We start from the raw sequence: 20,525 nt of genomic DNA on the forward strand, positions 1-20,525 counted from the left end.
TCCGTCGTACCCCTTTTCCCTCGTCTGCCCGGGGCGGAGCTGTGTCCGTCGCCCGTCCCCTGTCCTCCCCCGAGGTCATCGCCATGTCTCATGCCGCGTCCCACACCACCGTCGTCTGCTCCGACCTGTCCTTCGCCTGGCCCGACGACACCCCCGTCTTCAGCGAGCTGTCGTTCAGCCTGACCGGCGGCCGCACGGGCCTGGTCGCGCCCAACGGCTCCGGGAAGAGCACCCTGCTCAAGCTGATCGCCGGCGAGCTGCGTCCCACCGCGGGATCGGTCCAGGTCGGCGGCACCCTCGGTCACCTGCCGCAGACCCTCCCCCTGACCGCCGGCCTCACCGTCGCCGACGTGCTCGGTGTCGCCGCCGTGATCCACGCCCTGGACGCGGTCGAGTCCGGCGACGTGAGCGAGGAGCACTTCACCACCATCGGAGACGACTGGGACATCGAGGAGCGGACCCGCGCCCAGCTCGACCGGCTCGGCCTCGGCGGGCTCGCCCTCGACCGCTCCCTCGGCACCCTCAGCGGGGGCCAGGTCGTCTCCCTCGGCCTCGCCGCGCAGCTGCTCAAGCGGCCCGACGTGCTGCTGCTCGACGAGCCGACCAACAACCTCGACGGGGAGGCCCGGCACAAGCTGTACGACGCGCTGTCCGACTTCGGCGGCCTCCTCCTGGTCGTCGCCCACGACCGGGCGCTGCTCGACCGGATGGACACCATCGCCGAGCTCGGCACCTCCCGACTGCGCCTGTACGGAGGCGACTTCACCTCCTACGAGGAGGCCGTGCGCGCCGAGCAGGAGGTCGCGGAGAAGAACGTGCGCACCGCGGAGCAGGAGCTGAAGCGGGAGAAGCGGGAGCTCCAGCAGGCGCGCGAGCGTGCCGACCGGCGGGCGAGCAACGCCGCCCGCAACCTCAAGAACGCCGGACTGCCGCGGATCTTCGCCGGCACCATGAAGCGCGGCGCCCAGGAGTCCGCGGGCCGGGCCGGGCAGACGCACGCGTCCCGGGTCGGCGAGGCCCAGGCCCGGCTCGACGAGGCCGGGCGCGCCCTCCGGGACGAGCAGCGCCTCGTCCTCGACCTCCCCGACACCCAGGTGCCGGCCGGGCGCACCCTCTTCCTCGGCGAGGGGCTGCGGGTCCGGCACGACGGCCGGGACGTCTTCGCCGAGGGCGGTGTCGACCTGTCCGTGCGCGGTCCCGAGCGGATCGCGCTGACCGGTCCCAACGGCTCGGGGAAGACCACCCTGATGCGGCTCGTCACGGGTGAACTCGCCCCGGACGGCGGACAGATCAAGCGCGGTGACGGCCGCGTCGCCTACCTCTCGCAGCGCCTCGACCTGCTGGACCCGGACCGCACGGTGGCGGAGAACTTCGCCGCGTACGCGCCCGAGCGGGCCGAGGCGGAGCGGATGAACCTGCTGGCGCGCTTCCTGTTCCGGGGCGCCCGGGCCCATCTGCCCGTCGGCGTCCTCTCCGGCGGGGAGCGGCTGCGGGCCACCCTCGCCTGCGTGCTGTGCGCCGATCCGGCCCCGCAGCTGCTGCTGCTCGACGAGCCGACCAACAACCTCGACCTGGTCGGCGTGGCGCAGCTGGAGAGCGCGCTCGACGCGTACCGGGGCGCGTTCATGGTGGTCAGCCACGACGAGCGGTTCCTCTCCGAGATCGGGGTGGACCGGTGGCTGCGGCTGGAGGACGGGACGCTGCGGACCACGGGAGCCCCCGGGGAGTGACCCGCCGGTGCGTGCCACGGCCCGCGCCCGAGGCCCCGTGCCCGGCGGGCCCCCGCCCACCCCGGAAGGTCACCATGCCCCAGCCCGCCCTCCTCGCCCACGACCTCGTCCGCGTCCTCGGCGACCGCCGCGTCCTCGACGGCGTGTCCCTCACCGCTCCCCCGGGCCGCCGTGTCGGCCTCATCGGGGAGAACGGCGCCGGCAAGTCCACCCTCCTGCGGGTGCTCGCCGGCGCCGACCGGCCGGACTCCGGCAGCGTCTCGCGCCCGCCCGGCCTCGGCTTCCTGCCTCAGGAGCCGCCCTTCGAGCCCGGCTCCACCCTCGCCGCGGTGCTGGACGACGCGCTGCGCGAGGCCCGCGAGGACCTCGCGCGGCTCGACCGGCTCGGCGAGGAGCTGGCGCGGCTCCCGGAGGACGACCCCGGCCACCCCGCGCTGCTCGACGCCTACGCCGCGCTGCTGGAGCGGGCCCGGGACCGGGAGGCGTGGGACGCCGACCGCCGGGCGGCCCTGGTCCTGGACGGGCTGGGCCTCGGCGGGCTCGGCCCCGCCCGGACGCTCGGCTCGCTCTCCGGCGGGCAGCGCGCCCGGCTGGCCCTCGCCGCCCTCCTCGTACGGCGCCCACCGGCGCTGCTGCTCGACGAGCCGACCAACCACCTCGACGACGGTGCCGCCGCCTTCCTGGAGGAGCGGCTGCGCGGACTGCCGGGCGCCGTGGTCCTCGCCGCCCACGACCGGGCGTTCCTCGACGCCGTGTGCACCGACCTGATCGACCTCGATCCGGCGGTGGACGGGCCGGTCCGGTACGGCGGCGGCTACAGCTCCTACGTGAGGGAGAAGCGGGCCGAGCGGGCACGCTGGGAGCGCCGGTACGCCGAGGAGCGGGAGGAGGCGGAGGCGCTGCGGCACGCGGCGGGCGTCACGGCGCGGCGGGTCGCGCCGGACCGGGGGCCGCGCGACCACGAGAAGATGGGGTACGGCCACCGGGCGGGCCGCGTGCAGAGCCAGGTCTCCCGCCGGGTCCGCGACGCGACCCGGCGCCTCGCGGAGCTGGAGCGCACCCGGGTCGCCGCTCCGCCGCCCCCGCTGCGGTTCGCGGCCCCGCACCCGGCCGTGGCCGCGCCGGAGGGCCCGGACCCGCTGGTGTCCCTGCGGGACGTACGGGTGCCCGGCCGGCTCGCGCTCGCCGCCCTGGAGGTGTCCGCGAACGACCGGCTGCTGGTCACCGGCGGCAACGGCGCGGGCAAGTCGACCCTGCTCGCGCTGCTCGCCGGAGACCTCGCGGCCGAGGGCGAGGTGCGCAGGCGGCCGGCGCTGAAGGTGGGGCTGCTCGCCCAGGACACCGTGTTCGCCGCGCGGGACCGCACGGTCCGCGACACGTACGCCGGGGAGCTGGGGCCCGAGCGGGCCGAGCGGACGCCGCTGGCCGGCCTCGGCCTGTTCGGCGCGGCCGACCTGGACAAGCCCGTCGGCCGTCTGTCGGCGGGCCAGCGCCGGCGGCTGGCCCTGGCCCTTCTGATGGCCCGTCCGCCGGAGCTGCTGCTCCTCGACGAGCCGACGAACCACCTCTCGCCCCGGCTCTGCGACGAACTGGAGGAGGCCCTCGGCGCGGGGCCCGGCGCCATCGTCGTGGCGAGCCACGACCGCTGGCTCCGGCGCCGCTGGCAGGGCCGCGAGATGAGGCTCGGGCCCGCGCCGGCAAGGGGCACGGGTACGGGTACGAAGACCGGTACGGGCACGGGTACGCGTACGGGGAGGTGAACGACTCCCCCGGCCGGTCACCGGCGGCACGTCACCGGCGACCGGTCGCCGGCGGCCGGTCAGCCCTCGCGCGGCTCCTCCGCGATGCCGAACAGGTCCTCGCAGCCCTTGAGGCCGGTGACCGTCACCTCCGGCCGGTCCGTCCGCCGCTCCCAGTCGGCGCGGGAGAGCCGGAACCTCTGGGAGGCGACGACCTTTCCGTGCAGCACGTCCCGGGTGATGCCGTCCGGCCGGTAGCCGAGTTTGCGGGAGACGGCGAGCGAGGAGTGGTTGTCGGTGAAGGAGAGAGAGGTCGCCGATTCGGCGCCGAGTTCGGCGAAGGCCAGGTGCAGCATCCCCTCGCGCATCTCGGTGCCGAGCCCGCGCCCCTGGTGGCCGAGGCCCAGCCAGGAGCCGGAGACGAACTCGCGCCGTACCCCGAAGTCCACCGCCCGCACGTCCTGGATGCCGACGGGCCGCCCCTCGTGGAAGGCGACCAGGTTCAGCGCCCAGTCGCCGGGCGTCCACCGGCCGAGCCGGCTCCAGTGCAGCTGGAGGACGTGCCGGGCCCGTTCGGCGGGGGGCAGTTCGCCCCAGGGCGTCAGGAACGGCCGTTCCTCCGGCCGGTGCACCCCGTCCGCCGCGACACCGGCGACGGCGGCCAGCTCCTCCTCGGACGGCAGCCGCAGTTCCAGCCGGGGGGTCCGCACGCGCAGCCCGTACAGGGGCCAGTGGTCCATGATCATGCGCGGGAGTCTGCCCGCTCCCCGCCCCGCCCCGCACCCGGGTTTCCCCGGGCGGGTCTCCGGGAACGATCAAGGGGCCGTCCCAGATCTCTCTGAAACGGCCCCTCGAACCACGACTCTTTCGAGTCGGGACGACAGGATTTGAACCTGCGACCCCTTGACCCCCAGTCAAGTGCGCTACCAAGCTGCGCCACGTCCCGATGCCCGTCTGACCTGGGGTTTCCCCCGGCCTGGCGTGCAAGAGAACAATACCGCACTTCCTGTCGTGGTCACGAACGGCTTTACCGGCGTCACACCGGGCGGTGGCCTGAATCACCGCTCTTGCCGCTGGCATGTGGCAGAAAGACGCCCCTGGACAATCGGGCCGGGACGGACCGAGGACCTCCAGATCGCACAAACACAGTCCGAAGTGATCGTCAACAGCACCTGTTTCGGACAAACACTGAGTCGATATTGCTCCACCCCGGAAAGATCAACACCATGAAGTGTCGGCCTGTTCGGGACGGGACCACTGCCGATGCTCCACCTGCTCGGACGATGCCGGGCAGGCGATTCGCAGGGAGGGACTCGTATGGACAGTTACTTCAGCAGCCGGCTCCATCATCAGCTCCGGGAGACGGTGCGCGGCTTCGCGGAACGGGAGGTGCGACCCCGGATAGCCGAGATGGAGTCCTCCCGGACGGTCCACCACGAGCTGTCCCGGCTCATCGCCGAGCAGGGCTGGCTGGGCGCGACGATCAGCCCCGAGTACGGCGGCATGGGCGCGGGCCACCTGGCGAAGACGATCATCATCGAGGAGCTCTCCCGGGTCAGCGGCGCCATGGGCGCCATGGTCCAGGCGTCCCAGCTCGGCACCGCCAAGATCGTCCACTTCGGCTCCGACGCCCAGCGCAAGACCTGGCTGCCGAAGGTCGCCTCGGGCGAGTGCCTGCCGACCATCGCCGTGACCGAGCCGGAGTCCGGCGGTCATGTGCTCGGCATGGAGGCGAGCGCGGTCCGGGACGGCGACGACTACATCCTGAACGGCAGCAAGGTGTACGTCGGCAACAGCCACGTCGGCGACCTGCACGGCGTCGTGGTCAGGACCGGTCCCGGTTCGAAGGGGCTCACCGCCTTCCTCGTCGAGGCCGACCGCCCGGGCTTCCGGCTCGGACCGCAGCAGCCCGCCATGGGTCTGCACGGCTTCAGCTTCGGCGAGCTGATCTTCGAGGACTGCCGGGTGCCGGCCGCCAACCGCCTGGGCGACGAGGGCGACGGTCTCGCCGTCGCGTACTCCTCCAGCGTGCTGTACGGGCGGGCCAACCTCACCGCCGTCTCGCTCGGCATCCACCAGGCGATCCTGGAGGAGACCACCCGCTTCGCCACCGAGCGGATCCGCTACGGCAAGCCGCTCTCCGAGCTGCCCACGGTCAAGCTCAAGCTGGGGCAGATGCAGTCCCGGCTCATGACCGCCCGGCTCGCCGCGTACCACGCGGTGCACCTGCTCGACCAGGGCCTCTCCTGCGACACCGAGCTGATGAACGCCAAGCTGGTGAACGTCGAGTCGGCCATCGACTCGGGCCGCAGCGCCATGGAGATCCACGCCGCCGCCGGTCTCTTCACCGACCGCTCCATCGAGCGCTACCTCCGCGACGCGCACCACATCTTCGCGCCGGCCGGCACCTCCGACATCCAGCTCCTCCGGCTGGGCGAGGTCGCCCTCGGCCAGGACAAGGGCAGCTGGTCGGAGCGGCTCTCCGAGCTGGTCCGCACCCCGGAGCTGGAGCCCGCCTCCGCGTGACGGAACGGGTGGGGCCCGTACGGCACGTGCCGTACGGGCCCCACCCCTGCCCGGAACCGGGTCAGAACATGCCGTCCTCGCGACGGTGGATCTGCTCGACCAGCTCCGCCGCCATCGCCTTGATGGTCTCCAGACCGGAGCGGCCCCACGGCCGGACGTCGGTGTCGACCACGCAGATGGTGCCGAGCGCCACGCCCGTGCGGTCGATCAGCGGCGCGCCCATGTAGGAGCGGATGCCGATCTCGTCGACGACCGGGTTGCCGGCGAAGCGCGGGTAGTCGCAGACGTCCTCCAGGACGAGCGCCTTCCTGCGGACCACGACGTGCGGGCAGTAGCCGTGGTCGCGCGCCATGAACCGTCCGACGCCGCCCGCGCCGGCCGCGCCGAGGTCGGTGCCCGAGTGGGAGCCGCCCGGGGTGTGCAGGCCCGCGAAGAACTGCCGGTTCTCGTCGATGAAGTTGACCATCGAGAACGGGGCTCCGGTCACCTCGGCGAGCCGGTGCGCGAACTCGTCGAAGGCCGGGTCGGGGCGCTCCCCGAGGCCGAGTTCGCGCAGCCGCCGGACCCGGTCCGGGGCCTCCTTGTCGACGGGGGTCAGGAGGAGGTGACCCGTCGGGTCGTAGGTCATGGCGTGACTCCGAAGCTCGGCTCGCTGGCCGGGGTCGAGTTGAGCAGGTGCTGGACGAGGGTCAGGAGGGTGGTGACGGCGGAGCTGGAGATCCGGGCGTCGCAGAGGACGATCGGCACGTCGCCGTCGAGGTCGAGCGCCTGCCGGATCTCGCCCTGGTCGTAGCGGAAGGCCCCGTCGAACTCGTTCACGGCCACCACGAAGGCGATGCCCCGCCGTTCGAAGAAGTCGATGGCGGAGAAGCACTCCTGGAGGCGGCGGGTGTCGGCGAGGACGACCGCGCCGAGCGCCCCTTCGGAGAGCTCGTCCCACATGAACCAGAACCGCTCCTGGCCCGGGGTGCCGAAGAGGTAGAGGACGTTGCGGTCGTCGAGGGTGATCCGGCCGAAGTCCATGGCCACGGTGGTGGTGGTCTTGCTCTCCACCCCCTCCAGGCTGTCGGTGGCGGCGCTGACCGAGGTCAGCAGCTCCTCCGTGCTGAGCGGTTCGATCTCGCTGACCGCGCCGACGAAGGTCGTCTTTCCCACGCCGAAGCCCCCTGCCACCAGGATCTTCAGCGCGGTGGGGAAGGGATCGGCCGCGAAACCGTCATGGCGTTCAGAGCCGCTGTCGTAGGCCATCGAGCACTGCCTCCAGCAAGGAACGGTCGGATGGGTTGGCGTGGAAGCGCGGGGCCCGGGCGGTGAGGGCCCCGCAGTCCACGAGGTCGGAGAGCAGGACCTTGGTGACGACGGCCGGGAGTCTTAAGTGCGCCGCGATCTCGGCCACCGAGGTGGGCCCGTCGCACAGCCTGAGGGCCAGGCTGTGCTCGGGGCCCATGTGGGCCTGGGGGTCGGATCCGGTCGCCATCACCAGGGAGAGCAGGTCGAGCGAGGCGGTGGGCTTGGTCCGTCCGCCACTGACCGTGTACGGGCGGATCAGCCGGCCGGCCGCGTCGTCGAGCCAGGGCCCTTCCTGCGGAGGAGACACGTTCACTGACCGGCGCCACCCGCCGCTGCGGCCGCCTGCCGGGCGGGCGTCACCAGGTACGGGCGGACGCTCTTGACCAGCATCGCCATCTCGTAGCCGAGGACGGCGGCGTCGGCCTCGCGGCCCGCGAGCACGGCCAGACAGGTGCCCGACCCGGCCGTGGAGACGAAGAGCAGGGTGGAGTCGAGCTCCACGACGACCTGGCGGACCTCGCCCCCGTCGCCGAACCGGACGCCCGCGCTGCGGCCGAGCGAGTAGAGCCCGGAGGCGAGGGCCGCCATGTGGTCGGCCGCGTCGGGGTCGAGCCCGTGGACGGACTTCACCAGGCCGTCGGAGGAGAGCAGGACCGCGCTGCGGGTGTACGGGACCCGCTGGACCAGACCGCTCAACAGCCAGTCGAGATCCGAGGAATGGCCGGTCGGCACATTGCTCGCCATCGTGTATCTACTCCTTGTGCGCGTCGCCGTGACGCAGCGACTCCTGGGGGGTGGGCTGGGATTCGGCCAGGCCGATCCCACGCTGGAACGCGGCCATCAGGCCGGGGTCGTGCAGGGCGTGCTCCTCGGAGGCGCGGGTCATCGGCTGGTCCCGCAGCTGCGGGACGATGTGCTCCTGGGCGCGTCGCTTGGGGAGGTCGGGCCGGCCGGGTGCCTCCGCGCGGGGCGCGAGGTGCGCCTGCGGTGCGGCGGCGCCGAAGCCGGCCGGGGCGGCGCCGTGCTCCGCGTACCCGTTCGCCGCTCCGGTACGGGAGGGGACGAAGGGGTTCGGGGCGACGGGCTCCTCGGCACGGACCGCGGGCTGCTGCGGGACGGCGGGGGCGACGGGCGCGGGGGACGCGACCGGTGCGGCGGGCGCCTGGTAGGGGTACGCGGGCGGGGCCTGCGTGTCCGCGGAGACGGGGACCGGGGCGGGGGCCCCGGCCGGCGGGAGCGGCGCGGAGGGGGCGTCGGTCCGGGGGTAGGCCGGCCGGTCCTGCTGGGGCCGGTCGTGCTGGGGCTGGGGCTGCGGCTGCGGCTGCTGGGGGGTGCCGCCCCCGCCGGTGACCGCGGCGGTCTGCCGCTCGTGGTGGGCGAGGCCCTCCGGGTCGGCGCCGAGGAGGCCCTGCGGGAGGACGAGGACGGCCTGGATGCCGCCGTAGATGTTCGACTGGAGGCGGACGGCGATGCCGTGGCGCCGGGCCAGCGCGGAGACGACGAAGAGGCCGATGCGGCCGTCCTGGAGCAGGTGCGCGACGTTGACCTGGTCGGGGTCGGCGAGCAGGGCGTTCATCTTGTTCTGCTCGGTGACCGGCATGCCGAGGCCGCGGTCCTCGACCTCGATGGCCAGGCCGGCGGTGACGTACTGGGCGCGCAGCAGCACGGTGGTGTGCGGCGCGGAGAACACCGTGGCGTTCTCGACGAGTTCGGCGAGCAGGTGGATGACGTCGGCGACGGCGTGGCCGCGCAGGGTGCCGTCGATCGGCGGGACGAGCTTCACCCGGGGGTACTGCTCGACCTCGGCGATGGAGGAGCGGAGCACCTCGGTCATGGTGACCGGGTTCGACCACTGGCGGCGGGAGATCGCGCCGCCGAGGACGGCGAGGTTCTCGGCGTGGCGGCGGATGCGGGTGGCCAGGTGGTCGACGTGGAAGAGGCCCTTGAGCAGCTCGGGGTCCTCGACCTCGTTCTCCAGCTCGTCGAGGAGCTGGATCTCGCGGTGGACGAGGGACTGGAGCCGGCGGGCGAGGTTCACGAAGACCTCGACCTTCTGCTCGTTGCCGACGTTGGTGGAGAGCCGGGACGCCTGGACGACGGCGGCGACGGCGGCCTCGTGGGAGCGGGCCAGCTCGGTGCCGAGCCGGTCGAACTCGTCGCCGCCGGCGGTGGCGGGGAGGACCGGCCGGGGGGCGGGGTCCTCGCCGCGGCGCAGCTGTTCGATGAGCGTCCGCAGTTCGTTCTGGTCCTGGGCGGCGTCGCGGCGGAGGCCGGCGACGCGGGTGAGGACGGCGCGGGCGGCGCGGTCGGCGCCGATCGCGGCGGCCGCCACGGACGCGACGGTGATCGCGGCGGCTCCGGCGAGCGCGGCCCACAGGGCGGGCGTCGGGCTGGTGCCGGTGGAGCGGAGGGTGAAGAGGACGGCGGCGGCGCCGCCGAGGGCGACGGCGACGGCGGGGAGAACCGAGGTGCGCAGCAGCTGGGGGCGTATGCGCACTTCGGCGGGGGCGGCCGTCGCGGGCCTGGCCGGAGTGGTGCCGGTGGTCGTGGTGCGGGCGCCCGATCGGCCGTGCCGCCCGCCCTCGCGGCGGTCGGACCGCGGGGCGGGTGCGCGAAGTTGTGACATGAGTGTCCTTGGTACGTGCCCGGAAATTCGGCGTACTGAGGGGTACTTGGGGGTGCTCGTGGGCTGGGGGTGTGCGGGGCTGCTGAGGGGAGTGCCGGTGAGGACGGCAGGTGCGATGAGCCTACCGATGATCACCGACCACTCAGGGTAGTCGTCAACCGGTTGCGTGGGGGGCGCAGTTGGCAAACCTGCCCGTAGACCTGCGGAGTCTGGTATCGAGACCGGTGTGATCGGCCGAGATTGATTGGCCTAAAGTCACCCTTCCGGCAGGCGAGTTGCCGGGAGCGGAACCGTACGAAAGAGGGCGGAGGCGCCAATTGACCCCCTTCCGCTGCGGAAACGTCCCCGGTCCGGAGCGGACCGGAATCCCCTCGACGGGTGCGGTCCGGCCGTTCGCCGCCCTTCTCGTCACGGAGCGTACACACGTCCGGAGCGCCGCATTCCGCCGCCGGACGGCGGTGCGGCCGCGGCGGCTCCGTGACCGTCGGTAAGAGCCGTTCCCGCCGGGTGCGCGCCGGGGCTGACATGCTGGAGCCATGAGCGCCGAAGCCCCCTCGCCCCGTCCCCTGCTCGTCGTCGACGGGGCCAACGTCGTGGGATCCGTGCCGGACGGGTGGTGGCGCGACCGGCGCGGGGCCGCGGAGCGGCTGCGGGACCGGCTCGCGGCGGACGGCGGACCCGTCGACGGGCCGTGGCCGGGGCCGTACGAGATCGTGCTGGTCGTCGAGGGGCGGGCCCGCGGGGTGGCGTCCGTGCCGGGGGTCCGGGTGGAGGAGGCCGCCGGCAGCGGCGACGACCTGATCGCGGAGCTCGCCCGGAACGCGGCCGGCCGGCCGTGTCTGGTGATCACGGCCGACCGGGAACTGCGCCGGCGGGTCGAGGAGGCGGGGGCCCGCTGCGCGGGGCCCCGCAGCCTCCCCCCGGCGACCGGCCGAACCCCTTAGGCCGTCCCTCTCGGATGGTGCCGGGCCGATCCGGGAGAAACGGCCCGGGCCCCTCCTGGAGACGGCCCGAGGGTGCCGGCCGCCGGGGTGCCGCGTCAGTGGCGCTCGGGCAGGTCCCGCTCCGCCGGCAGCGGCGCGCTGTCGGCGGACGCGGCGCCGGACGCGGTCCGGGCGGACGCCTGCGGCGCCGGCTTCGGGCCGCAGAAGGCCGCTTCCAGGGTGCCGCCGAGCGCCGTGTTGGCGGCGCCGTGGTTGGAGGTGTTGGCGACCGCCGACAGGCTGCGCCGGCCGTCACGGGTCGAGAAGGCGTACGTGTAGTAGCCCTGCACGGTGCCGGTGTGGCCGAAGATCTGGGCGCCGCAGGACAGGTCGTAGCGGCGCAGGCCGAGCCCGTAGAAGCGGGTGCCGGTGGCGTCGGTCGGGGTGACCGTCGTCATCTGCTCCAGCATCGCCGGGGAGAGCAGCCGCCCGCGCATGAGCGCGCTGGTGAAGGTGTTCAGGTCGGCGGGGCTGGAGATGACGGCGCCGGCCGACTGCGCCCAGGACACGGTCTGCTCGGTGGAGTCCACCAGCGGCTCGCCGGCCGCGTCCGGGTGCAGGTAGCCGCGCACACGCAGGCCCTTGATGCGGGTGTCGGGGTGGACGTAGGAGGTGTCGCGCAGCTTCAGCGGCTTGAAGATCCGCTGCTCGTAGGCGCGGTCCACCGGCTTGCCGGTGAGCTTCTCGATGAGCATGCCGACGACGGCGAAGTTGGCGTTCGAGTAGCGGTAGGAGACGCCGGGCTCGGTGGTGCGCGGCTCGGCGAGCGAGAGGTCGACGAGCTCCTGGTAGCCGAAGACCCGGTTCCGCACGGCCTCGAAGCCCGGCACCGTGTCGGCGAACATCGCGTTGGTGTAGTCCGCGAGGCCGCTGCGGTGGGTCAGGAGGTGGCGGACCGTGATGCGGTCGTCGGGCAGCAGCCCGGGCAGGTGGCGGTTGACCGGTGCGTCGAGCTCCAGCCGTCCCTCCTCCACCAGCTGGAGCAGGACGACGGTCGAGAAGGTCTTGCTGACGCTGCCGATCCGGAAGCGGGCGTGGATGTCCATCGGCGCCCCGGTGGCGCGGTCCCGGACGCCGGCGGTCAGGCTCTCGACGCCGTCGGGGCCGGCGAAGCGGGCCATCGCGCCCGGAGCGCCGTCGGCCATGGCCGCGTTCAGGGCGGCGGCGATGCCGGCCACGTCGGGGGCGGGGGTCGCCGGGGTCGCGGCGGCGGACGCCGAGGGGAGGGGGGCGGCGCTCGCGGTCGCGGCGGGCGCGAGTCCGGCCGCGAGCGCGGCGATCAGGGTGGCGGCGGCGCCGGTGGTCAGGCGGCGGTGGGACGTCAGGGTCACGATGGATCCTCGGCTGCTCACGTGGTGTTCGGCGCGGCGCACGCCCTCCGTGGCCGCGTGGCCGGGGGCACACGCCGACGTCGCCGGCCGTGCCCCCGTGCCTACCGATCATGAGGGTGTTCGGCGGCGAAGGGTTCCAGGCGCGGGGCGCGCGCCGGGAATTCCTCCCTTCCGGTGGTGCGGGGCCCTCCCCCTCACGGGAGGGCCCCGCCCCGTCAGAAGCCCTGCGGGGCCGGCAGCGGCAGCCGCAGGTCGTGGCGGGCCTGCTGCGGCGCGGTCCGGCAGGCCAGGTCGCCGGCGGGCAGCCGGCCCGTCGTCAGGTAGGCCGTCGCGGTCGCGTCGGCGCAGGACCCGGAACCGTAGACGCCGTGGCCCTGGCCGCCGAGGACGGTGACCATCCGGGCGCCCCGCATGACCCGGCGCAGACCCTGGCCGCTGGCGAGGGGCGTCTGGGAGTCCCACTCGTTCTGGAGGATGAGCGCGCCGGCCGCGGTGTCCATCCGGGTGGCGGGCTCGGCGCCGGCCGGCCAGAACGCGCACGGCTTGATGTGGGAGGCGACGTCGCCGTAGAGGGGGTACGCCGCCTGGTCGCGGACGGCGTCGCGGCGGTACCGCTCCGGGTCGCGCGGCCAGGCGCGGGTGTCGGCGCAGACGACGGACCAGAAGCTCGCGTCCATGTTGTCGGCGGGGGTCTCGGCGAGCGCCCCGGCGGCGAAGGACGGCGGCGCGGGCCGCTCCGGCGCGGGCCGCCGGGACGGCGCGGCCGGCGGGGTGCCGCCCTCGGCGGCCGTCCGCAGCCGGACCACCAGGTCGGCGGCGGCCCGCGGGTCGAAGAAGGCGGCCCGCAGGCCGATCCGGATGTCGTCGCCGGTCAGCCGCTCGCCGTCGAGCTCGACCGGGGTGCGGTCCGCCCGGGCGACGAGCTTCCAGAAGGCCGCGCGGACCTCACCGGGGGTGTCGCCGAGCCGGTACGCGGCGTCCCGCCGCGCGGTCCATCCCGCCCAGCGGGTGAAGGCCGGTTCGGCGCCCTCCGCCCACTGCTGGATCATGCCGCGCCAGATCCGCGCCGGGTCGACGGCGCTGTCGAGCACGAAGCGGTCGGTGCGGCGCGGGAACAACTGGGCGTAGACGGCGCCCAGATAGGTGCCGTAGGAGTAGCCCAGGTACGAGATCTTCTTCTCGCCGAGCACGGCGCGGACGACGTCCATGTCGCGGGCGGTGTTGCGGGTGGTGAGGTGGGGCAGCACGGCTCCGTTGCGCGCCCGGCACTTCTCGGCCACGGTCCGCGCCCAGCGCACGTCCTGGTCGAACGAGGCGGCCTTGTAGGGGCGTTGCCAGTTCAGCTCGTCGCCGGTGAGCCCGCAGCCGACGGGCGAGCTGCGGCCGACGCCGCGCGGGTCGAAGCCGATGAGGTCGTACCGCTGTTTCACGGCGTCGGGCAGCTGCGGCGCCATCCACAGGGGCATGTCGAGGCCCGGGCCGCCGGGGCCGCCGGGGTTGAGGAGGAGGACACCGCGCCGGTCCCGGGGGCTGGTGGCCTTCGTCCGCGAGATCGCGAGGTCGATCTTCCGGCCGGCCGGGTCGGCGTAGTCGAGGGGGACCTTGAGGGTGGCGCATTCGAGGCCGGCCGGTGCCTGCGGGTCGCAGGGCGCCCAGCGCGGCTTCTGCCGGGTGTACGGCGCCGGCGCGCCGGTGGCCGGGGAGACGGTCGCCGCGGCCGGCGACGGGGCGGCGGAGGCGGGGGTGAGTGCGGGCAGGAGCGCCGCGGCGGTGGTCAGCGCCACGACGGAGGCTATGCGGATGCGCACGGGGCGTCAGTTCCTCGTGGGTGCGGAGGGATCGGTCCGCAGCACCCTTTCGCGGATCGCGGCCTCACGGAATCCCGCGCGAGGAGCGGATCGTGTACGCCGCACGGAGGAGGCCCACCGGACGGAATGGTCCCCGCGGAGGCGAACCCGTCCGGCCGCTTTCCCGTCCGGGGCTGCCGAGCGCCTCCCCTCCGGCCCCGAGGGACCCGTCGCGGCCGAGCGCCTCCCCTCCGGCCCCGAGGGACCCCTCCCGTCACGGGGTGGTTTGACCGCGGCCCGGGCGGTGAGGCGGAGGACATGGAGAACTCGCTGCGGCTGCTGATCGCCCTGTGCGGCTCCGCGCTCGCCGCGTACGCCGTCGTCCGCGGGGCGGACCTCGCGGCCCGCCGCGCGGACGCCCGACGCCCCGGCACGCCCCTGTGGGCGCTGCTGCGCCGCTGTCGCACCCCCCTCTTCGTGGTCCTGTTCACGGCTCTGCTCGGGTGGGCGGTGCGCGTCACCGGCTGGGCGCCGGCGCAGGACCACGCCGGTCTCGTCGCCCGGATCCGGGTGCTCTGTCTGATCGGCAGCGGCGCCTGGCTGACGGTCCGCGTCGCCACCGCCCTGGTGGAGTCCTCGTACGCGCGCTACGCCGGGCGCACGCCGGACCTGGCCCGGGTGCGGCGGGTGCGGACCCAGGTCACGCTGATCACCCGGGTGGTGTCGGTGGCCGTCGGCGTGATCGCCTGCGCGGTGGCGCTCGTGACCTTCCCGTCGTTCCGGGCGCTGGGGACGTCGCTGCTCGCCTCGGCCGGGATCATCGGCATCGTGGCCGGCGTGGCGGCGCAGTCGACCCTCGGCAACCTCTTCGCCGGTTTCCAGATCGCCTTCGGCGACATGGTCCGGATCGGCGACACCGTCGTCGTCGACGGGGAGTGGGGCCTGGTCGAGGAGATCACCCTGACCTTCCTCACCGTGCGCACCTGGGACGAGCGGCGGGTCACGCTGCCGGTCTCGTACTTCACCTCCCGCCCCTTCGAGAACTGGTCCCGGGGCGGTGCCGAGATGACGGGCACGGTCTTCCTCCACTGCGACCACGCCACCCCGGTGCCGCTGCTGCGGGCGCGTCTGCGCGCGTTCCTCGACGAGTGCCCCGGCTGGGACGGGCGCGGCTGGGACCTGGCCGTGACGGACACCTCCCCCACCGGGATCACCGTCCGCGCGCTGGTCACGGCCAAGGACCCGGACGAGCTGTGGACGGTGCGCTGCGCCGTCCGCGAGGAGCTGGTGCGCTGGCTCGCCCGGGAGCACCCGGCCGCCCTGCCGAAGGTCGTGACGGGCCCGGCCCCGCACCCCGACGGCGGTCCGCCCTCCGGCGACTGACGCCGTCCCGCCCGGCCCCGGGTGCCGCCGTCCGTCCGACGGCGCCCGCGCCCCGGGCCGGGCGTCGGGCAAGCTGGGGCCATGAGCGAATCGAGCGACGTGTACGGTGCCGCCGTCGTCCTGCGGCCCGCGGTCCCCGCGGACGTCCCCGCCCTGGCCGCCGTCCGGGCCACGCCCGAGGTGCGGGCGCGCTGGCGGGGCGGGGACGACCTGGCCGGGGAGGTCGCCGCCGATCTGGAGGACCCCGGAACGCGGTGCCTGACGATCCGCCACGAGGGCCGGATCGTCGGCATGATCCAGTGGTACTCCGAGGACGAGCCGGACTACCGGCACGCCGGCATCGACCTGTTCCTCGACCCGTCGGTGCACGGCCGGGGCCTGGGCACCGACGCCGTCCGCGCCCTCGCCCGGCACCTCGTCGACGACCACGGCTTCCACCGGCTGGTCATCGATCCGGCCGCCGACAACGCGGCGGCGATCCGCTGCTACGAGAAGGCCGGGTTCCGCCCGGTCGGGGTGATGCGCCAGTACGAGCGGGGCGAGGACGGCACCTGGCACGACGGGCTGCTGATGGACCTGCTGGCGGCGGAACTGGTCCGCTGAGCGGGCGGCGCCGGAGGCTCCCCGCCGCGTCCCCGCCGTGCTCAGCCGCAGCCGCACCCTCCGCAGCCCCCGCCCCCGCAGCCACCCCCGCAACCGCTGCCGCTGCCACCGCTGTTCCCGGCCCCTCCGCCGCCGTGGTCGCCGCCCTTGTCCGATCCGCCGCGCCCCAGGCCGCGGACGACGATCCAGCCGACGAACAGGACGACCGCCACCCCCACGACTTCCGCCATGGTCTCCCCCTCCCCCGCCGTCCCGCGACGGCTCGTGACGGGTATACCCGGCCGGCCGGGTGCCGGAGCGTGACCGCCGCCACGCCTCCCGGACGGGGCGGGGGCCCCGGGCGGACGGGGTCAGCCGCGGCCGAGGATGCCGCGGTCGTAGCCGGCGGCGACGGCCGCCGCCCGGTCCTTGACCGCGAGCTTGGCGTAGATGTGGGTGAGGTGGGTCTTCACCGTGGCCTCGCTGATGAAGAGTTCGGCCGCGATCCCGCGGTTGGAGGTGCCCCGGGCGACCAGGACGAGGATCTCGCGCTCGCGGGCCGAGAGGGTGTCGTCGGCGGGCCCGGCGGGCCGGCGCACGGCGCTGACGAGGCGGGTGGCGACGGCCGGGGAGAGGACGGTACGGCCCTCGGCGGCGGCCCGGACGGCGGCGAACAGCTCGTCGCGGGGCGCGTCCTTGAGGAGGTAGCCGGTCGCCCCGGCCTCGATGGCGGGGAGGGTGTCGGTGTCCGTGTCGTACGTGGTGAGCACGAGGATCCGGGCGCGGGCGCCGTGCCGGGCGAGGGCGGCGATGGCGTCGACGCCGCCGCCCGCGGGCATGCGCAGGTCCATGAGGACGACGTCCGGGTCGAGGCGGAGGGCCAGTTCGACGGCCTCGACGCCTCCGGACGCCTCGCCGAGGACGCGGAATCCGGGATCGGCGTCGAACATGCCGCGCAGGCCGTCCCGGACGACGGGGTGGTCGTCGACGACGAGCAGGGTGATCTCAGTCATGGCGGGCCAACGGTACGCGAACGGAGATCGCGGTGCCCTCCCCCGGCGCCGACTCGACCTCGACCTCCCCGGCGAGGCGGGCGGCGCGGGCCCGCATCCCGTCCAGTCCGAAGCCGCCGTGGGAGCCCGGCGCGGGCGGGGCGGCCGGGTCGAAGCCCCGTCCGTCGTCGCGGATGTCGAGGACGACCTCGTCGCCCATGTAGGAGAGCGTCACCCCGGCCCGGCCGGCCCCGGAGTGGCGTTCGGCGTTGGCCAGCGCCTCTTGCGCGATGCGGAGGAGGGTGGCCGCGACCTCGTCGTGGAGGGGGTGTTCGGTGCCGGTGGAGGTGAACCGCGCGGTGATGCCGGTGCGTTCGGCCCAGCCGCCGACGGTCTTCTCCAGCGCCGCGGGCAGGCTGTCGTGCTCCAGGGCGACCGGGCCGAGGTTCTGCACGGAGCGGCGGGCCTCGCCGAGGCTGTGCCGGGCGAGGTCGGCGGCCCGCTGGTGGTGGACGCGGGCCTGACCGGGGTCGGCGGCGTCGGCGGCCTGGAGCTGGGCGATGATGCCGGTGAGCCCCTGGGCGAGGGTGTCGTGGATCTCGGCGGCGAGCCGGCGCCGCTCGTCGGCGACACCGGCCTCCCGGGCCTGGAGGACGAGTTGGGCGTGGAGGGTGGCGTTCGCGGCGAGGGCCTGCTCCAGGCGGGCGTTGGCGCGGGCGAGCTGCGCGATGGTCGCGGCGCGCTCGGCGGTCTTCTCGGCCTCCTTGGCGCCGAGGTGCGCGAGGCCGACGGCGAGACCGGCGTTGAGCAGGAACAGCACGCCGAACGCGACCCATTGGAGGGGGGAGGCCGGCGGCAGCCCGCCCGACTGGGAGCCGGCCAGGGTGAGGGCGACGACGAGCAGTCCGGCCCGGACGTAGGACGGGCGGGGCGGCAGGAGCTGGACGGCGTCGAAGTAGCCGACGCACGCGAAGACGGCGAAGAACGGGTTGAGCCAGGTGAGGGTGAAGGCGAACGCCGTCCGCAGGGCGAAGTAGACGGTGGAGGCGCGCCCCGGGGCGCCCGGGACGAGCGCGACCGGGTCGCCGTCCTCCCCGTCCGCCGGCGGCGGCACGGCCGTCCACCGGGTGTGCCACCACAGCTGGAGGACGAGGGCGGCGGCGGTCAGGCAGCCCGCGGCGGCCCGTTCGGGCCCGGTCATCAGCTCGCCCGCGGTGGCGCCGGCGAGCGCCGTGGCGATGCCGAGGAGCGCGTACGGCCCCCAGCGGAAGTACTGCCGCCACCGTTCCTCGACCGTCGCCGCCATGTCCGGTGCCCCCTCCGCCTGCCGTCTCCCCGTCACTCCCAGCGGAAGCGGCGGATCGCCGCCGCCGTCAGCGCGACCGCCCAGAAGGCCATCACCCCGACCGCGACCAGGCTCGGCCAGCCGCCGCGCGCCGCCTCGTCGAGGGCCCGCGAGGCGGCCCCGTACGGCGCGAACTCGACGATCCGGCGCAGCGTATCCGGCATGGCCTGGACGGGCACCCAGACGCCCGCGGTGAACATGGTCGGGAAGAAGACGGCCGTACCGACCGCGGTGGCGATCTTCTGGGTGCGGGAGAGCGCGCAGACGGCCGCGCCGAGGGCCAGGGCGCCGGCGACGGCGAGCAGCAGCGCGGCAAGGTAGCCCGGGAGGTTGCCGGGGAGGGCGACGCCGAAGGCGGCCCGGCCGACGGCGATCACCAGCAGGGCGGAGACGAGCGCGGCGGCGGCGTGCAGGACGAGCTGGGCGGTGAGGAGCGCGGCCGGGCGGACCGGAGTGGCGGACATGCGGCGCAGGATGCCGCGTTCGCGGTAGCCGGCGAGGACCGGCGGCATGGCCTGGAGGCCGGCCATGATCAGGGCGAAGAGGACGGAGACGGGGACGTAGACGTCGATCAGCCGGCGGCCACCGAGGTCCGGGGAGGCTTCCCGCATGGAGGGGACGAGTCCCAGGATCACCAGGAGGACGGTCGGCGAGACCATCACCCAGAACAGGGCGGCCGGTTCACGGGCGAAGAGGCGGGCCTCGGTCCTGAGGACCGCGCGGGTGGGTGAGGCCGGTGCGGTGGTGCTGGCCATGGGTCTGCTCCTGTCGGGAGGCGGGCGGCCGGGCGGAGGATCGCGGGTCGGGTCGCGGGTGGGTCAGGAGGTGAGGTCGAGGTACGCGTCGTCGAGGGTGGTGTCGGTGATGCGCAGGCCGCGGGCGGTGACCGCGCGGCGGGCGAGCAGCGACACGAAGGCGTCGACGGTGGCGTCGGTGCCGGTCACGACGGTGCGGCCGTCGCGGGAGGTCACGTCGGCGGCGCCGGGCAGGGCCGTGAGTTCGGCCGTCTCCAGGGGGCTGTCGGCGGCGAAGGAGATCACCCGGGCGGTGGCGGTGCGGCCGATGAGCCCGGCGGGGGTGTCGAGGGCCGTGACCCGGCCGCGGTCGATCACCGCGATCCGGTCGCAGAGGCGCTGGGCCTCCTCCATGACGTGGGTGACGAGGAGGACGGTGACGCCGTTCGCGCGGATGTCCTCGACGAGGGCCCAGGTGTCGCGGCGGGCCCGGGGGTCGAGGCCCGTGGTGAGTTCGTCGAGGATGACGGCGCGGGGGTCGCCGACGAGCGCGAGGGCGATGAACAGCCGCTGCTTCTGGCCGCCGGACAGCTTCCCGAAGCGCACGTCCAGGTGGGCGTCGAGCCCGAGCCGCCCGGCGAGGGCCCGCCGGTCGGCGGGCCGCTCGTAGAAGGAGGCGTACAGCTCCAGCGCCTCCCGGACGGTGAGTTTGGCCTGGAGCTCGCTCTGCTGGAGCTGGACCCCGAGCAGCCGGGTGACCCGGGCGTGGTCGGCGACGGGGTCCAGGCCCGCCACCCGCACCACGCCGGAGTCGGGGGTCCGGAGGCCGGCCACGCACTCGACGGTGGTGGTCTTGCCGGCGCCGTTGGGCCCGAGGATCCCGAAGATCTCTCCCTCGTCCACGGAGAAGGAGACGCCGTCGACGGCCTTCCGCTCCCCGTACGCCTTGTGCAGGTCCCGCACTTCGATCATCGCCATGCCCCCACGATCGTCCCCGCCGGGGCCTCGCCGGTATCGGCCGTCCCGCTCGATCCGCGATCAACCGATCGGACGATGGCGGTACGACCTCCGGCCGGGCGGGAGGGGCCGGTACGGGCTCAGGACGTGCGGGTGCGGGTGCGGCTCAGTGTGGGGGCGGGGCTCAGAGCGTGCGGGTGGGGGTGGGGCCGGGGTCCGAGACGTAGGTGGTGTCCACCATGCGGCTGAGCTTGTTCCGGGCGCGCACCACGTGCGCCCGGGGCAGCCGGATCTCGGCGAGGGCCCGCCGCGGGCCGGTGACGACGTACGCCAGGGCCAGGACGGGCGTGCTGCCGAGGGTGGCGGCGATCCGGGCCAGCGCCCCGGGGCTGTCCCGGAGCGCGACGACCACCGTGCACGCGTCGGAGGCGTCCGGCCCCTCCTCGCGGGGCCTGGCCGTGTCGGTGAGGGTGCTGCCGGCGAGGGAGGTGCTGTCGTGTGCCATGGGAGGTTCCTGTCC

General features: G+C 74.7%; 20 protein-coding genes and 1 tRNA gene. 6 read left to right on the forward strand and 15 right to left on the reverse strand.

Annotated elements, in window-relative coordinates; all coding sequences use genetic code 11:
- Positions 1-83: 83 nt before the first annotated feature.
- Both ACFVU3_RS05895 and ACFVU3_RS05900 read left to right on the forward strand, forming a co-directional pair.
- Positions 84-1,730 (forward strand): ABC-F family ATP-binding cassette domain-containing protein, encoded by a 1,647-nt coding sequence (locus ACFVU3_RS05895; RefSeq protein WP_390064018.1) that lies wholly within the window; start codon positions 84-86, stop codon positions 1,728-1,730.
- 74 nt (positions 1,731-1,804) lie between these two features.
- Positions 1,805-3,490: an ATP-binding cassette domain-containing protein gene (locus ACFVU3_RS05900; RefSeq protein ID WP_390064020.1), complete on the forward strand. Its 1,686-nt coding sequence runs from the start codon at positions 1,805-1,807 to the stop codon at positions 3,488-3,490.
- 59 nt (positions 3,491-3,549) lie between these two features.
- On the opposite strand, the gene ACFVU3_RS05905 is transcribed toward ACFVU3_RS05900, so the two are convergent.
- Both ACFVU3_RS05905 and ACFVU3_RS05910 read right to left on the reverse strand, forming a co-directional pair.
- The gene (locus tag ACFVU3_RS05905; RefSeq protein WP_390064021.1) at positions 3,550-4,215 is read right to left on the reverse strand and encodes a GNAT family N-acetyltransferase; all 666 of its coding nucleotides are present in this window, start codon (positions 4,213-4,215) and stop codon (positions 3,550-3,552) included.
- A gap of 126 nt (positions 4,216-4,341) precedes the next feature.
- Positions 4,342-4,415: transfer RNA gene (locus tag ACFVU3_RS05910), tRNA-Pro, on the reverse strand.
- A gap of 371 nt (positions 4,416-4,786) precedes the next feature.
- Here ACFVU3_RS05910 and ACFVU3_RS05915 point away from each other — a divergent pair.
- Complete coding sequence (locus tag ACFVU3_RS05915; protein ID WP_390064023.1) at positions 4,787-5,995, forward strand: acyl-CoA dehydrogenase family protein; 1,209 nt, start codon at positions 4,787-4,789, stop codon at positions 5,993-5,995.
- Between the two features lie 61 nt (positions 5,996-6,056).
- Here the strand turns inward: ACFVU3_RS05915 and ACFVU3_RS05920 are convergent, their stop codons facing one another.
- Genes ACFVU3_RS05920 through ACFVU3_RS05940 form a run of 5 tightly spaced genes read right to left on the reverse strand, consistent with a single transcriptional unit; the run spans position 6,057 to position 9,911 of the window.
- On the reverse strand, positions 6,057-6,623 hold the full coding sequence (locus tag ACFVU3_RS05920; protein ID WP_390064025.1) for a GAF domain-containing protein: 567 nt from the start codon (positions 6,621-6,623) through the stop codon (positions 6,057-6,059).
- A complete protein-coding gene (locus ACFVU3_RS05925; protein WP_390064027.1) occupies positions 6,620-7,243 on the reverse strand; it encodes an ATP/GTP-binding protein in 624 nt (207 codons plus the stop codon). Before ACFVU3_RS05925 ends, ACFVU3_RS05920 begins: the two co-directional genes overlap by 4 nt.
- Complete coding sequence (locus ACFVU3_RS05930; RefSeq protein WP_390064309.1) at positions 7,221-7,592, reverse strand: DUF742 domain-containing protein; 372 nt, start codon at positions 7,590-7,592, stop codon at positions 7,221-7,223. The genes ACFVU3_RS05925 and ACFVU3_RS05930 overlap by 23 nt, the downstream gene beginning before the upstream one ends.
- Positions 7,593-7,594: 2 nt before the next feature.
- The gene (locus tag ACFVU3_RS05935) at positions 7,595-8,029 is read right to left on the reverse strand and encodes a roadblock/LC7 domain-containing protein (RefSeq protein WP_351105369.1); all 435 of its coding nucleotides are present in this window, start codon (positions 8,027-8,029) and stop codon (positions 7,595-7,597) included.
- Positions 8,030-8,036: 7 nt separating this feature from the next.
- A complete protein-coding gene (locus ACFVU3_RS05940) occupies positions 8,037-9,911 on the reverse strand; it encodes a sensor histidine kinase (RefSeq protein ID WP_390064029.1) in 1,875 nt (624 codons plus the stop codon).
- A gap of 536 nt (positions 9,912-10,447) precedes the next feature.
- Here ACFVU3_RS05940 and ACFVU3_RS05945 point away from each other — a divergent pair.
- A complete protein-coding gene (locus tag ACFVU3_RS05945; RefSeq protein ID WP_390064030.1) occupies positions 10,448-10,855 on the forward strand; it encodes an NTP pyrophosphohydrolase in 408 nt (135 codons plus the stop codon).
- A 95-nt stretch (positions 10,856-10,950) separates the two neighbouring features.
- Here ACFVU3_RS05945 and ACFVU3_RS05950 read toward each other — a convergent pair whose 3' ends face one another.
- Together ACFVU3_RS05950 and ACFVU3_RS05955 are read right to left on the reverse strand one after the other, a co-directional pair.
- Positions 10,951-12,225, reverse strand: coding sequence for a serine hydrolase domain-containing protein (locus tag ACFVU3_RS05950; protein WP_390064032.1), 1,275 nt, complete (start codon positions 12,223-12,225; stop codon positions 10,951-10,953).
- Positions 12,226-12,440: 215 nt separating this feature from the next.
- Positions 12,441-14,033 (reverse strand): alpha/beta hydrolase, encoded by a 1,593-nt coding sequence (locus tag ACFVU3_RS05955; RefSeq protein ID WP_390064034.1) that lies wholly within the window; start codon positions 14,031-14,033, stop codon positions 12,441-12,443.
- Positions 14,034-14,330: 297 nt separating this feature from the next.
- On the opposite strand from ACFVU3_RS05955, the gene ACFVU3_RS05960 reads away from it, so the two are divergent.
- Both ACFVU3_RS05960 and ACFVU3_RS05965 read left to right on the forward strand, forming a co-directional pair.
- On the forward strand, positions 14,331-15,395 hold the full coding sequence (locus tag ACFVU3_RS05960; RefSeq protein ID WP_390064036.1) for a mechanosensitive ion channel family protein: 1,065 nt from the start codon (positions 14,331-14,333) through the stop codon (positions 15,393-15,395).
- A gap of 81 nt (positions 15,396-15,476) precedes the next feature.
- Positions 15,477-15,998, forward strand: coding sequence for a GNAT family N-acetyltransferase (locus ACFVU3_RS05965; RefSeq protein WP_390064038.1), 522 nt, complete (start codon positions 15,477-15,479; stop codon positions 15,996-15,998).
- A gap of 41 nt (positions 15,999-16,039) precedes the next feature.
- On the opposite strand, the gene ACFVU3_RS05970 is transcribed toward ACFVU3_RS05965, so the two are convergent.
- From ACFVU3_RS05970 to ACFVU3_RS05995, 6 genes are all read right to left on the reverse strand, one after another.
- Positions 16,040-16,228, reverse strand: a complete 189-nt coding sequence (locus tag ACFVU3_RS05970) for a hypothetical protein (protein ID WP_390064040.1) — start codon at positions 16,226-16,228, stop codon at positions 16,040-16,042.
- 120 nt (positions 16,229-16,348) lie between these two features.
- Positions 16,349-16,990: a response regulator gene (locus ACFVU3_RS05975; RefSeq protein WP_390064041.1), complete on the reverse strand. Its 642-nt coding sequence runs from the start codon at positions 16,988-16,990 to the stop codon at positions 16,349-16,351.
- The gene (locus tag ACFVU3_RS05980) at positions 16,983-18,275 is read right to left on the reverse strand and encodes a sensor histidine kinase (RefSeq protein ID WP_390064043.1); all 1,293 of its coding nucleotides are present in this window, start codon (positions 18,273-18,275) and stop codon (positions 16,983-16,985) included. The genes ACFVU3_RS05975 and ACFVU3_RS05980 overlap by 8 nt, the downstream gene beginning before the upstream one ends.
- A gap of 32 nt (positions 18,276-18,307) precedes the next feature.
- A complete protein-coding gene (locus ACFVU3_RS05985) occupies positions 18,308-19,069 on the reverse strand; it encodes an ABC transporter permease (RefSeq protein ID WP_390064045.1) in 762 nt (253 codons plus the stop codon).
- A gap of 63 nt (positions 19,070-19,132) precedes the next feature.
- A complete protein-coding gene (locus ACFVU3_RS05990) occupies positions 19,133-20,026 on the reverse strand; it encodes an ABC transporter ATP-binding protein (protein ID WP_390064047.1) in 894 nt (297 codons plus the stop codon).
- 163 nt (positions 20,027-20,189) lie between these two features.
- Positions 20,190-20,510, reverse strand: a complete 321-nt coding sequence (locus tag ACFVU3_RS05995; protein ID WP_390064049.1) for a hypothetical protein — start codon at positions 20,508-20,510, stop codon at positions 20,190-20,192.
- Positions 20,511-20,525 lie beyond the last annotated feature (15 nt).

The organism is Streptomyces sp. NPDC058052, from assembly GCF_042885515.1.
In the GTDB taxonomy this organism is placed as follows: domain Bacteria; phylum Actinomycetota; class Actinomycetes; order Streptomycetales; family Streptomycetaceae; genus Streptomyces.